Source organism: Streptomyces sp. NPDC043427 (genome assembly GCF_056436655.1).
This window is the reverse complement of record NZ_JBWKCC010000015.1, coordinates 73,765-86,113: the sequence shown is the minus strand read 5'-3', so window position 1 is coordinate 86,113 and position 12,349 is coordinate 73,765. Positions and strand designations below refer to the sequence as shown.

The following is a 12,349-nucleotide window of genomic DNA, read 5'->3' as shown; positions in this document are numbered from 1 at the left end:
AGGGGCGGCCGGTGTGATCCGGCCGCCCCTCACTGTCATGCCCGACGGCGGTTACGGCTTCGGCGTGGCGTGCGGTGCGCAGGTCACGTCGGCCCTGTCCAGCTTGCCGGTGAGCAGGTAGGCGTCCACCCGCTCGTTGATGCAGGGGTTGACCAGGCCGGTCACACCGTGGGAGCCAGCGTTCTCCTCGGTGATCAGGCGGGAGCCCTTGAAACGCTTGTGCAGTTCGACGGCACCCGCGTACGGGGTGGCCGCGTCACGCTCGGACTGCACGATCAGCACGCCCGGCAGACCGTTGCCCGTCTTGACGTTCAGCGGCGTCTGCTGCTTGACCGGCCAGGTGGCGCACGGCAGGTTCAGCCAGGCGTTGGCCCAGGTCATGAACGGGTAGTTCTTGTGCAGCCGCGTGTTGTCGCGGTCCCACTTGCGCCAGCTGGTGGGCCACTTGGCGTCCGTGCACTCGACGGCGGTGTAGACGGCGTTGCCATTCTCCGAGGCCGCGTTGCCCGCGGTGTCCGACAGGTCCGGCGCGGCCGCGTCGACGAGCGCCTGGGTGTCGCCGGCGACGTACTTGCTGAAGACCGACGCGACGGGGCCCCACGAGGAGTCGTAGTAGGGCGCGCTCTGGAAGAAGGAGATCAGCTCGGCCGGGCCGACGAGCCCGCCGATCGGGTTCTTCTTCGCGGTGGCGCGCAGCTTGAGCCACTGTGCCTGGACGGCGGCGCGAGTCGTGCCGAGGTGGTAGGTGGCGTCGTTCGCGGCGACCCAGTCCTGCCAGTCCTTCCAGCGGCCCTCGAAGGCGATGTCCTGGTCGAGGTTGGCCTCGTACCAGATCTTCTCCCGGGACGGGTTGACGACGCTGTCCACGATCATCCGACGGACGTGACCGGGGAAGAGGGTCCCGTAGACGGCGCCGAAGTAGGTGCCGTAGGAGACGCCGAGGAAGTTCAGCTTCTTCTCACCGAGGGCGGCGCGGATGACGTCCAGGTCGCGCGCGCTGTTCGGGGTGGTCATGTGCGGCAGCATCGCGCCGCTGCGCTCGTAGCAGCCCTCGGCGTACTCGCGGGCCAGCTTGCGCTGGGCGCGCTTGTCGGCCTCGCTGCCGGGGACCGGGTCGGCCTTCGGCGCCTTGACGAACTCCTGCGGGTCGACGCAGGAGATGGGCGCGGAGTGGCCGACACCGCGCGGGTCGAAGCCCACGAAGTCGTAGGCCTTGGCCACGTTGGCCCACACGGGGGCCTTGGTGGTGACCCGGCGCGGGAAGCGCATCCCGGAGGCGCCCGGGCCACCGGGGTTGTAGACGAGCGCGCCCTGGCGCTCCCGCTTCGTGCCCGTGTTGCCGATGCGGTCCACGGCGATCTTGATCTGCTTGCCGTGGGGCTTGGCGTAGTCGAGCGGCACGGTCACCCAGCCGCACTGGATCGGCTTCTCCAGGCCCCAGTCGGCGGGACAGTCCTGCCAGTGGATCCCCGCCTTGGCCGCCCGTGCCGCGGCGATGGCCGTACCCCGGGCCTCGCGGTCCTGCCCGGGCTTGCTCTGCGCGTTCGCCGTGGGCGCGGCGAACGCTCCGGCTATGAGCGTCGCCGCGACGACCGCTCCGGCCGAACCGAGCGCGGTCGTACGCCTGTTCGCTCTGATGTCCCTCAAGTGGGGCCCCTCCCCGTACCTCGTGTTGACAGGTACGGGGATCCTCTCGATTGTGAGGACCCTGGGAACAGGGTTTGTTGACCTTCTTTGCCAATCCGATAACCGGAGCGGGTGTCCCGCACACCGGATACCTGACGCCGTCTCAGTCGAACAACGCCAACGCCTCGTCCAGCACCCTCCGCAGCCGCAGCCCGTCCGACGCGACGGCGCTCACCAGCACGGCCGGCCCCGCGAGCGGCATCACGGCGGCGTGCTCACCGACAACCCGCGCGGCCACCGGCCGCGTGGCGAACTCCGGCCGGACGACGACAAGTTGTCCCACGGCCCGCTGCCCCGCCAGCACGGCGGGCCCGTCCCAGCCACCGGGAGCACCGGGCCCACAGGCCAGCTCCTGGTCCAGAACGGTACGTCCCCCGACCCGCACCGAAAGCCGACTGCCAAGCCTCCCCGGCTCCTCGCCGACCCGCCCGAGCACCTGCTCCTCACGCAGTACGAGCCGCGCCGTGGTGGCGAGTTCCACACGTGTGGTGACGTACAGCTCGCTGCCGCCCGCCGAGATCAACGGCTCGGGCAGCCAAAGCAGTTCCCCCCCGTCAGCGACGGTGAGCCGCACGTCGTAGCGAGCCTCGCTCTTCGCCTGTCCCGGCAGCGCGATGGTGGCGGCCGCCGACTGGACTCGCAGCCTCGCCCCCTCCTCGACATCGGCATGCACCACGAAGTGGTCACCGCCGAGCGGCCCGCTCATCGCCCCGACCAGCACGACCCGCGCCTCGGCCCCGCTCCCCCGCGTGCGCCGCGGCGCCAGCGGCCCCTCCCCCTCCAGCACGGGCAGCGACGTACCGCCACGCCCGTCGTCGCGTGCGCGGATCCGCGCGGTGGCCCGGACCCCGCTCACCGTCACGCCGTCCACGCGGCGAGCTGCCCCCGCACCCACGCGGCGACGTCCGTCACCCCGGCCTCGCTCCTCAGCGACTGGAAGACGACCGGCAGTTCGGCCCGCTGCGCCTTGGCGTCGGCCGCCATCCGGGCCAGGTCCGAGCCGACGTACGGGGCGAGGTCGGTCTTGTTGACGACGAGCAGGTCCGCGGTGGTGACCCCCGGCCCGCCCTTGCGCGGGATGTCGTCCCCTCCCGCCACGTCGATCACGAAGATCTGCGCGTCCACAAGCCCCTTGGAGAAGGTCGCCGTCAGATTGTCCCCACCCGACTCGACGAGCACGAGATCCAGCGGCCCCACCTCGTCCTCCAGGTCCTCCACCGCTTCGAGGTTCGCCGAGATGTCGTCCCGGATCGCGGTGTGCGGGCACGCCCCCGTCTCCACGGCCGTGATCCGCTCCGGCGGCAACACCGCCTCCCGCAGCAGGAACTCGGCGTCCTCGCGCGTGTAGATGTCATTGGTCACGACGGCGAGGGACAACTCGTCGCGCAGCACTCGGCAGAGCGCGGCAACGGTAGCGGTCTTCCCGGACCCGACGGGCCCTCCGAGCCCGATCCGCAGGGCGCGTCGGGTGCCGTCGGGGCGTCGGGCGTCGGCGCTGAGGGCGGAGGGGGTGTGGTGGGAGTGGTCGAGATGCATGTACGGCTCCTAACAACGCAGGCGAGGCATTTCCGTCCCGTCCGGCACATCCAGCCCGTCCGGCGCTTGAGGACGAGGCCGTTCAGGCCGATGGGGGTCCAGGGGGCGAAGCCCCCGTGGCGGGGTCGAAGGGGCAGGGCCCCTGGTGATGGGAACGGGCAGGGGCGGCGGGGGCGAGAACCCTACGAGGCGAACAGCCGAACCGGCCACGCCGCATGCGCCTCCGCCCCGATCTCCAACAAGGGCGCTGAAGCCGCAGGCAAGGCGTCGACCCCCTCCTCCGGCACGGCCCTCCCCGCCGCCACCGCCCGATCGACCAGCAGGTCCATCTCCGGCGCCAACCGCGCCAACACCCCCGTAGCCTCGAACGGATCCAGACTCAACAGCCGCACCACGGCAGTCGCCGCCCCGCTCACGCTCTCGTACACCGCGCAGTACGCCGCATCCTCCGGACCCAGCCCTGCCGCCCGTGCCGCCAGCCCCAACACCACCGGCTGATGGACTCCCTTGGGGAACTCCCCCGCCACGGCGTCCAGTTCCGCACTGGGCCAGGTCGCACGAGCGGCCCGCATCAACTGCCGCCCCAGCCTCCGCGCAGCGCCCCGCAGCGCGGGCGACGGCGTCCGCGCGTCCGCCGCCGCGTCCAGCTCCGCCGGTTCCACCCCGACCGCGGCCGCCGCAGCGAGCCCCGCGGCCACCAGCCCCGCCGTATGCAACCGCCCCCGGCAGAACGCCTCCAGGCTCGCCGCACCGGTGATCCGCCCCGCCTTGACGGCCTCCTCCGCCCCGCCGGAGTGCGCGTGCCCCCCGGCGGGAAAGCGGCCGTCGGCCAGCACGAGAAGCGCAGCCCTGCCCATCAGAACCCACCCATCAGAACAAGAAGTACCGCTGAGCCATGGGCAGTTCGGCCGCCGGAGTCGCCTCGACCAACTCCCCGTCGATCCGCACGGCGAAGCTGTCCGGATCCACCTGCACCCGCGGCCGCGCGTCGTTCTCCCGCATGTCCGCCTTGGTGACCCCACGCGTCGAGTCGATCGCCACGAACCGCTTGCCGAGCTGGAGCCGCTCCGGCAGACCGTCCTCGATCGCCAGCGGTGCCACGAAGTTGAACGAGTTGGAGGCCGGCGCCCGCCCGATCGCCCCGTACATCGGACGCGGCAGGATCGGCTGCGGAGTGGGAATGGACGCGTTCGCGTCGCCCATCTGCGCGTACGCGATCTGCCCGCCCTTGATGACGAGGTGCGGCTTGACGCCGAAGAACGCCGGCTCCCACAGCACGAGGTCGGCGAGCTTCCCCGTCTCCACGGACCCGATCTCCCGGGCCAGTCCCTGCGCGAGCGCCGGGTTGATCGTGTACTTGGCCACGTACCGCCGCACCCGCCGGTTGTCCGCGCGCCCGTCGCCGGGCAGAGCGCCGCGCCGCCGCTTCATCACGTGCGCGGTCTGCCAGGTCCGCAGGACGACCTCGCCGACGCGTCCCATGGCCTGGGAGTCGGAGGAGATGATCGAGATGGCGCCCAGATCGTGGAGTATGTCCTCCGCACCGATCGTCGAGGGCCGGATCCGGGACTCGGCGAACGCCAGGTCCTCCGGCACCGCCGGGTTCAGGTGGTGGCACACCATCAGCATGTCGAGGTGTTCCTCGGCGGTGTTGACGGTGAACGGCCGGGTCGGGTTGGTCGAGCTGGGCAGGACGTGCGGCTCGGACACCACGGTCATGATGTCAGGCGCGTGCCCGCCGCCCGCGCCCTCGGTGTGGTACGCGTGGATGCCGCGCCCGGCGATCGCGGCGAGCGTGTCGCCCACGAACCCGGCCTCGTTCAGCGTGTCCGTGTGGATGGCGACCTGGATGCCGGTCCGGTCGGCGACGGTCAGCGAGGCGTCGATGACGGCGGGGGTGGACCCCCAGTCCTCGTGCAGCTTCAGGCCCAGCGCGCCGCCCCGGATCTGCGACAGCATCGCCTCGTGCGAGACGGTGTTGCCCTTGCCGAGGAAGCCGATGTTGAGCGGGTACTGCTCCATCGCCTCCAGCATCCGCGCCAGATGCCACGGACCGGGCGTCACGGTCGTCGCCTTCGAACCCTCGGCAGGACCGGTGCCGCCGCCGACCAGGGTCGTGATGCCCGCCGACAGCGCCTCGTCGGCGATCTGCGGACAGATGAAGTGGACGTGCGCGTCGATGGCGCCCGCCGTCAGGATCCGGCCGTTGCCCGCGATGACCTCGGTCTCCGGCCCGATGACCAGATCCGGGTGGACGCCGTCCATGGTGTCCGGGTTGCCCGCCTTGCCGATCCCGGTGACGCGGCCGTCGCGGATACCGACGTCGGCCTTGACGATGCCCCAGTGGTCGACGATCACCACGCCCGTGATGACGGTGTCCGGGGTGCCGTCCGCGCGCGTGGCGCGCGCCTGCCCCATGGACTCGCGGATGACCTTGCCGCCGCCGAAGACCGCCTCGTCACCCGCCAGCCCGGGGCCGCCGCTGCGGTCCTCCTCGATCTCGATCAGCAGATCGGTGTCGGCGAGCCGGATGCGGTCGCCGGTCGTCGGGCCGAACAGGTCGGCGTACGCGGGACGTGAGATCTCAGGCATCGAGGGCACCTCTGGTCTCCCCGCGCAGTCCGGGCACGACACGGGCGCCGGCGAGCGGTACGAGTTCGACGTCGACGGGGATCCCGGGCTCGAAGCGCACGGCGGTGCCGGCGGCGACGTTCAGCCGCTTGCCGCGCGCCGCGGCGCGGTCGAACTCCAGGCCGGGGTTGGCCTCGGCGAAGTGGTAGTGGGAGCCGACCTGGACGGGCCGGTCGGCGGCATTGAGGACGGTGAGCCGGGTGACCTCGCGGCCCTCGTTGTAGACGATCGGGCCCTCGTCGAAGACGATCTCTCCGGGAATCATGGCGGCCTCCCCGTCACACGATCGGGTCGTGGACGGTGACGAGCTTGGTCCCGTCCGGGAAGGTCGCCTCGACCTGGACGTCGTGGATCATCTCGGGGATGCCCTCCATGACGTCGTCACGGGTGAGCAGTTTGCGACCGGAGGCCATGAGTTCGGCGACGGTACGGCCGTCCCGTGCGCCTTCGAGGATGTGCGAGGTGATCAGGGCGATCGCCTCGGGGTGGTTCAGCTTGAGGCCGCGGGCCCGGCGCTTCTCGGCGACGTCGGCCGCGACATGGATCAGCAGCCTCTCTTGCTCGTGCGGGGTCAGTTGCACGTCCCACCTCACATCCTCGCTCCGGACCGTGCGGGGTCCGGTTGCCGCGGCCACGAGGAAAAGTCCCTGGTGGCACATGGATCGGCAGGCTAGTTGGAACGAGTTTCAAGCAAGTTAACCGACCTGTGATCCTTCGGACGCCCGACTCCGCCGCCGACACGCTCACCAGGCCACGCAGACCACCCCGCAGCACCTCGGCCGGGGCGGGTGCGGCCGAGGTGCCGTGCGCCGGCCGCGCGCCCCCGCCGTGGACATCGAGGACGGGTCGCGCCTTCGACGTGCCGCGGATGGCCGGTCGGGCCGCCGTACTGAGCAGCTGCCGCCACGAGGGCGCCCTCCGCTACGACGGATTCGGCCCCCGGTGCTCCGCCGCGATGCCGAACCGCTGCTGCCGTTCGCGGGGAGCGGAACCGGCCTCGCGGACGGCCGAGACGGAGCTGATCACCTGCTCGTCCGCCGGCGCGTCGAGTTCGTCGAGTCGTTCCAGGTCAGCGGCGGAGACGAGGGCGACGAGGGGCTTGCCGTGCCGGGTCACGACGACACGTTCACCGCCGTACACCACACGGTTGATCAGGTCGGCGAGTTCAGCCCTGGCTTGCGTCACCGGAATCTCGTAGGCCATGCCCCCATTCTAACGTCACGTACGTCCTGTACATTTCTTACAGACAGCGCTCTGCGAGGAGGGGTACCGCCATGGCCATCACCCGACCGTCCGCCCGCTACGTCCTGCCCGAGTTCACCGAACGCACGAGCTCGGGGCACCGGACGATGGATCCGTACTCGAAGCTGCTGGAGGAGCGGATCGTCTTCCTGGGGACGCCGATCGACGACATCTCGGCGAACGACGTGATGGCCCAGTTCATGTACCTCGAGTACCAGGACCCGGACCGGGACATCTCGCTGTACATCAACTCCCCCGGCGGCTCGTTCAGCGCGATGTCGGCCCTCTACGACACGCTGCGGTACGTCACCTGCGAGGTGGAGACGATCTGCCTCGGCCAGGCCGGCGCGTCGGCCGCGGTGCTGCTGGCCGCGGGCTCGCCGGGCAAGCGGTTCGCGCTGCCGGGCGCTCGCATCGTGATCCACCAGCCGGCGCTGGCCGAGCCGGTCCAGGGGCAGGCCAGCGACCTCGCGATCCAGGCCGCCGAGTTGATCCGCACCCGCGACCGCCTGGAGGAGATGCTCGTACGGCACACGGGGCGCACACCGGAGCAGGTGACCGCGGACATCGAGCGCGACAAGATCCTCAGCGCCCAGGAGGCCGTGGAGTACGGCCTGGTGGACGGGCTCATCTCCAGCCGCAAGACCTCCCGCACCGCGCCCGGCGCGAGGTGAGGCACCGATGCTGCCTCCGGAGCTGCCACCGCTGCCCGCCCTCACGCGCGCCGAGGGCGAGTTGATCGACCGTTACCTGGACGTTGTGGACCTTCTCGGCCGAATCAACCCGGCGCATCACGGGGACACGTACCGTGGTCTACGCGCCGCACAGGCGCTCGTCGCCAAGGCGACGGCGCTCAGGGACGCACTGGCGCTCATGCACCAGCGGGGTGAGACCGAGCTGCACGCTCCAACGCTGGCGCGTGCGCTGCGCGTCCTTGACGGGGAGCGTCGTACGGCGCGAGTCACGATGCCGCCGCTCTCCGACAGTTGACTCACCCGCGTCCGGTCCGGACGCGCGGCCTCCTCGGCGGGACGTCCGGATCGGAAGCTAAACGGACCGAATGAAGTACCCCTGTTCGGAGTAGAAGAAGGTCCTTTTCCGGGACCTCCCGACTTGCGCAACGCGCGTAGCGTCAGCCGGGGCTGAGACCCTTTCATGCTGGTCCGAGGCCCCGTCATGACCTGGACACTCACTCGAACACCACACTGTCCACCCGAACGGGTGAGTGGTGAGTAACGCCACAAACCCCCGATTCCATTGGGTATTTCGGACACTTGTGAGTGAAGATCCGTGACTGACGACAAGCCCCCGCCACAACGGCGGGGCGATCCGGACGGACGCCGAGTCCTGCCGCCGCCCGGATGACTGGTCGACAGGAGTGGATCGGCAGGAGTGGAGGACCCAAGCAAGACGGGTCGCCGGAACGGTCACGCCATGACCGGGTCGAGCAGCCCTTGGGGTGAAGCCGCGGCAACGCGGCCGGGCCACTTCGCCAGCCCGAATCCGACAGGTCATCCTTCACAGGCGGCTGACGAAGGGTTGCGCATGACTGCGCTCAATCGTGTCCCGTCGCTGATGGCCCGGGCCGGCACGGCCTCGGCCCTGACCATCGCCGCCGTTGGCGGCTCGATCGTGGTTCCCGGCATCGCCTCCGACGCCGCGGCCGCGACACCTGCGACGAAGGCGCTCCAGATCGCGGCGTCCAAAAAGGGCTCACCGTACAAGTACGGAGCCACGGGCCCCAAGAGGTTCGACTGCTCAGGACTCACGCTGTACGCGTTCAAGAAGGCGGGCAAGAAGCTCCCCCGGACGGCGGCCCAGCAGTACAACAAGACCCGGCACATCTCCGTGAAGAGCCGCAAGGCCGGGGATCTTGTGTTCTTCCACTCGGGCTCCTCCAGCTCCAGCGTCTACCACGTGGGCATCTACGCCGGGAAGGGGAAGATCTGGCACGCCCCGAAGACCGGGGACGTGGTGAAGCTGCAGAAGCTCTGGACGAAGAACGTCTGGTACGGCCGGGTCAAGTGACCCTCCCGAGGGCGGTGCCGGCGTCCTGAAGCGCCGGCAGCGGTCCTCGGCTCGGTCCGACGGCTCCCAGGGCTCCACACGGACGCCCTGGGCCGTCGGCGCGCGGTGTGCGGGGCCCCGCACGCAGGTGCTGAAGTAGTTGTGGACGTAGATCCAGATCTGGACCCGGGGTTACTGTTCCTGCTGCCCCACCGTTGTCACCGGCTCGGCCGGCACGGTCCACGGCAGCTCGATGGAGACCGTCTTGCCGCCCTCCCGGGTCGGCCGGACTCTCAGCTTGCCGCCGCACTCCGCGGTCAGCCAGCGGATGATCACCATGCCGCGGCCGTTGTCCTGCTGCACGGCGGCGGGCAGCCGCTTGGGGAACCGGGGATGGCTGTCGGTGACACCCACGAACACCCGTTCGTCCCGGTCGAGCCGGAGGGCGACTGTGAAGGTCGGGGACTGCCCGAAGGTGTGCTGCACGGCGTTGGTGGCGAGCTCGGAGACGATGAGCCGGATGGTGTCGGACACCTCCGCTTCCTCCGGCAGGCCCCACTCCGCGAGGGTGCCGACCACGAAGGCGCGGGCCGCGGAGACCGAGGCGGGATCGCTCGGCAGAGTGACGGATGCTTCCAGATGGTCTGCCATGGCGACGTCGTCCCTTTCCCCCGGGACCGCAAGTCCGACATGGAGCGGATGATTCGAGTACGGTCCCGGACTGGTGCTTCGTCGTCAGAGTGCCATTACCTCGCCCCTCGCGGGTGGCGATCCACCAAGATGTGCATATATCTGTCGCTCGAAGCGGTGAACCCTACGACCACGGAGCGGATTTGGGTGGCTCGTCGGGAGTAAGGAGTACCCATGCAGCACGGTCCCGCGGTGCGCCGCCGCAAACTGGGTGCGGAACTGCGCGCGCTGCGCGCCCAATCGGGGCTCACCAGTGGGCAGGCGGCCCGACTTGTGGGCTGGCACCAGTCCAAGGTGAGCCGGATCGAGACGGGCACCAGCGGGGTGAAACCAGCCGATGTGCGGTTACTTCTCGACGTCTACGGCGTGGCCGATCCTCAACTGCGTGAGCTGATGCTCGCGTTGGCGGGCTCCGACGGTGTCGGCGGGCACCACTGGTGGCACGCCTACCGTGGGGTGCTGCCGCCCACCTACCGGGACTTCATCAGCCTGGAGTCGCAGGCCGGCGCGATGCGCACCCTGGAGACGTCGGTGGTTCCGGGCCTGTTGCAGACGCCCGAGTACGCCCGCGCGGTGACCCGGGCCGCCCTGGAGGGCGTGACCGACGACCGGCTCGACACGCTGGTGGAGGTCAGACTGGCCCGGCAGGTCGTCCTGCGGGCGGATCCGCCGCTGGAGCTGAGCGCGGTGCTGGACGAGGCGGTGCTGCGGCGGGAGGTCGGCGGGCCCGGAGTGATGGCCCGGCAGCTCGAACGCCTGGTGGTGGCGGCGCGGCTGCCGCAAGTACGGCTCCAGGTACTGCCGTTCACGGCCGGGGCGCACATCGGCGTCACCGGCCCTTTCGTTATCTTCTCTTTTCCGAGCACTTCTGACCTGGATGTGGTTGTTCTCGACCACTTGACGAGTAGCCTCTACCTCGAACGGAAAGAAGACCTCCGGGCCTACAGCGAGGCCTTCAACACCCTTCAGATCCATGCCCTTTCGCCCGAGGACTCGTTGGATTACATCGCCGGGATAGGTGACGGCGCGTAAGGAGGCACTATGTCCGCACTGCCTCGGAACGTTCCTTCCAGCATCGATCTGCACGACGTGCGCTGGCTGCGCAGCAGCTACAGCACGGGAGCCAACAACTGCGTCGAGACGGCCCGGCCGGCCTCAGGGCCGTGCGCCGGGCTGCTCGCCGTACGCGACTCGAAGGACCCGGCCGGGCCCGCCCTGCTCTTCTCCCCCGAGAGCTGGTCGGGATTCACGGCCGCGTTCCGCTGATCACCCTCGTCCGTCAACAGGGGCGACCCACGGCCGTGTCACGCCGACTCATGGTCGCGTCTCGCCGATCACTCGTACAGCGCGTTCGATCTGCGCCCCGGAGAGGTCCGCGCGGGCGGTCAGCCTGAGCCGTGAGATGCCGTCGGGAACGGAAGGAGGACGGAAGCAACCCACGGCGAGGCCGGCCGCCCGACAGTCGGCTGCCCACTGAACGGCCCCCTCCGGGGACGGCGCGCGCACGGAGACCACCGCGGCGTCCGGACGTACCGCTTCCAGACCCGCGGCGGTCAGGCGTGCGTGCAGCTCCGCCGCCACCGCGCGGGCCCGTGCCGCCCGCTCCGGTTCGCGGCGCAGCAGCCGCAGGGCCGCGAGGGCCGAGCCCACGGCCGCGGGGGCCAGGCCGGTGTCGAAGATGAACGTGCGGGCCGCGTTGACCAGGTGGTCGATCACCCGGGCCGGGCCGAGCACGGCTCCGCCCTGACTGCCGAGCGACTTGGACAGCGTGACCGTCACGACGACGTCGTCGGCGCCCACGAGTCCCGCCGCCTGCGGGGTGCCGCGGCCGCCGTCGCCCAGAACGCCCAGGCCGTGGGCGTCGTCGAGGATGAGCCCCGCGCCGTGCTCCCGGCACGCCTCGGCGAGCGCGGTGAGCGGGGCGGCGTCGCCGTCGACGGAGAAGACCGCGTCGGAGACGGCGACGGCCGGACCCTCGTGCGTCTGGAGCGCCTTGCGCACGGCGTCCGGCTCGGCGTGCGCGACGACGTGCGTCGTCCCCCGGGCCAGTCGGCAGCCGTCGATCAGCGAGGCGTGGTTGCCCGCGTCGGAGACGATCAGGGAGCCGTGCGGGGCGAGCGCGGTGACCGCGGCGAGGTTGGCCGCGTAGCCGGAGGAGAAGACGAGGGCCGCCTCGAAGCCGCAGAAATCGGCCAGCTCGCGTTCCAGCTCGGTGTGCAGCTCGGTGGTGCCGGTGACGAGCCGGGAGCCGGTCGAGCCGGCGCCCCAGGTCCGTGCCGCCCGCGCCGCGCCCTCGGTGACCTCCGGATGGTGCGCCAGTCCCAGGTAGTCGTTGCTGGCGAGATCCAGCAGCGGCGAGTCGGCGGGGCGCGGGCGCAGGGTCCGCACGAGTCCGGCCCGGCGGCGCAGTTCCGCCTGCTCGTCGATCCAGCCGAACACCATGGGTCCTCCGGGGGTTTTGTAGGCAGTGGACAGACACTAGCCAAACGACTCGCCACCCATGGTGTGGCAATGCACACACGACGAATGGCCTCTCTTGTACGAACTCTCCTTGGCC

General features: G+C 70.5%; 15 protein-coding genes and 1 riboswitch. Of the genes, 5 read left to right on the top strand and 10 right to left on the bottom strand.

Annotation, left to right across the window (positions count from 1 at the left end; translation table 11 throughout):
• Positions 1–51: 51 nt before the first annotated feature.
• From AC067M_RS23750 to AC067M_RS23715, 8 genes are all read right to left on the bottom strand, one after another.
• A complete protein-coding gene (locus AC067M_RS23750; protein WP_478699017.1) occupies positions 52–1,647 on the bottom strand; it encodes an alpha/beta hydrolase in 1,596 nt (531 codons plus the stop codon).
• A 142-nt stretch (positions 1,648–1,789) separates the two neighbouring features.
• Positions 1,790–2,557 carry an urease accessory protein UreD gene (locus tag AC067M_RS23745; protein ID WP_478699016.1) on the bottom strand — a complete coding sequence of 256 codons (768 nt, stop codon included), beginning with the start codon at positions 2,555–2,557 and terminating at the stop codon, positions 1,790–1,792.
• A complete protein-coding gene (gene ureG / locus AC067M_RS23740) occupies positions 2,545–3,222 on the bottom strand; it encodes an urease accessory protein UreG (protein ID WP_478699015.1) in 678 nt (225 codons plus the stop codon). Before ureG ends, AC067M_RS23745 begins: the two co-directional genes overlap by 13 nt.
• 182 nt (positions 3,223–3,404) lie before the next feature.
• A complete protein-coding gene (locus AC067M_RS23735) occupies positions 3,405–4,079 on the bottom strand; it encodes an urease accessory protein UreF (RefSeq protein WP_478699014.1) in 675 nt (224 codons plus the stop codon).
• Positions 4,080–4,092: 13 nt separating this feature from the next.
• Complete coding sequence (locus AC067M_RS23730) at positions 4,093–5,814, bottom strand: urease subunit alpha (protein ID WP_478699013.1); 1,722 nt, start codon at positions 5,812–5,814, stop codon at positions 4,093–4,095.
• A complete protein-coding gene (locus AC067M_RS23725; RefSeq protein WP_478699012.1) occupies positions 5,807–6,118 on the bottom strand; it encodes an urease subunit beta in 312 nt (103 codons plus the stop codon). The genes AC067M_RS23730 and AC067M_RS23725 overlap by 8 nt, the downstream gene beginning before the upstream one ends.
• A 13-nt stretch (positions 6,119–6,131) precedes the next feature.
• A complete protein-coding gene (locus tag AC067M_RS23720) occupies positions 6,132–6,434 on the bottom strand; it encodes an urease subunit gamma (protein ID WP_053751073.1) in 303 nt (100 codons plus the stop codon).
• Positions 6,435–6,774: 340 nt separating this feature from the next.
• Entirely contained in the window at positions 6,775–7,056 is a 282-nt protein-coding gene (locus AC067M_RS23715) for a type II toxin-antitoxin system Phd/YefM family antitoxin (protein ID WP_478699011.1), read from the bottom strand.
• Between the two features lie 77 nt (positions 7,057–7,133).
• Here AC067M_RS23715 and AC067M_RS23710 point away from each other — a divergent pair, with 77 nt between their 5' ends.
• The 3 genes from AC067M_RS23710 to AC067M_RS23700 all read left to right on the top strand — a co-directional run bounded on the left by AC067M_RS23710 (position 7,134) and on the right by AC067M_RS23700 (position 9,123).
• A complete protein-coding gene (locus tag AC067M_RS23710) occupies positions 7,134–7,769 on the top strand; it encodes an ATP-dependent Clp protease proteolytic subunit (RefSeq protein ID WP_478699115.1) in 636 nt (211 codons plus the stop codon).
• Positions 7,770–7,776: 7 nt separating this feature from the next.
• Positions 7,777–8,085, top strand: coding sequence for a hypothetical protein (locus tag AC067M_RS23705; protein ID WP_389426125.1), 309 nt, complete (start codon positions 7,777–7,779; stop codon positions 8,083–8,085).
• A gap of 416 nt (positions 8,086–8,501) precedes the next feature.
• Positions 8,502–8,637, top strand: a riboswitch (cyclic di-AMP (ydaO/yuaA leader).
• Positions 8,638–8,640: 3 nt separating this feature from the next.
• Entirely contained in the window at positions 8,641–9,123 is a 483-nt protein-coding gene (locus AC067M_RS23700; RefSeq protein WP_478699010.1) for a C40 family peptidase, read from the top strand.
• 171 nt (positions 9,124–9,294) lie between these two features.
• Here the strand turns inward: AC067M_RS23700 and AC067M_RS23695 are convergent, their stop codons facing one another.
• A complete protein-coding gene (locus AC067M_RS23695; RefSeq protein WP_478699009.1) occupies positions 9,295–9,753 on the bottom strand; it encodes an ATP-binding protein in 459 nt (152 codons plus the stop codon).
• Positions 9,754–9,966: 213 nt separating this feature from the next.
• On the opposite strand from AC067M_RS23695, the gene AC067M_RS23690 reads away from it, so the two are divergent.
• Together AC067M_RS23690 and AC067M_RS23685 are read left to right on the top strand one after the other, a co-directional pair.
• A complete protein-coding gene (locus AC067M_RS23690; protein WP_478699008.1) occupies positions 9,967–10,824 on the top strand; it encodes a helix-turn-helix domain-containing protein in 858 nt (285 codons plus the stop codon).
• Between the two features lie 9 nt (positions 10,825–10,833).
• Complete coding sequence (locus AC067M_RS23685; RefSeq protein WP_478699007.1) at positions 10,834–11,058, top strand: DUF397 domain-containing protein; 225 nt, start codon at positions 10,834–10,836, stop codon at positions 11,056–11,058.
• A gap of 48 nt (positions 11,059–11,106) precedes the next feature.
• On the opposite strand, the gene AC067M_RS23680 is transcribed toward AC067M_RS23685, so the two are convergent.
• The gene (locus AC067M_RS23680; RefSeq protein WP_478699006.1) at positions 11,107–12,234 is read right to left on the bottom strand and encodes an 8-amino-7-oxononanoate synthase; all 1,128 of its coding nucleotides are present in this window, start codon (positions 12,232–12,234) and stop codon (positions 11,107–11,109) included.
• Positions 12,235–12,349 lie beyond the last annotated feature (115 nt).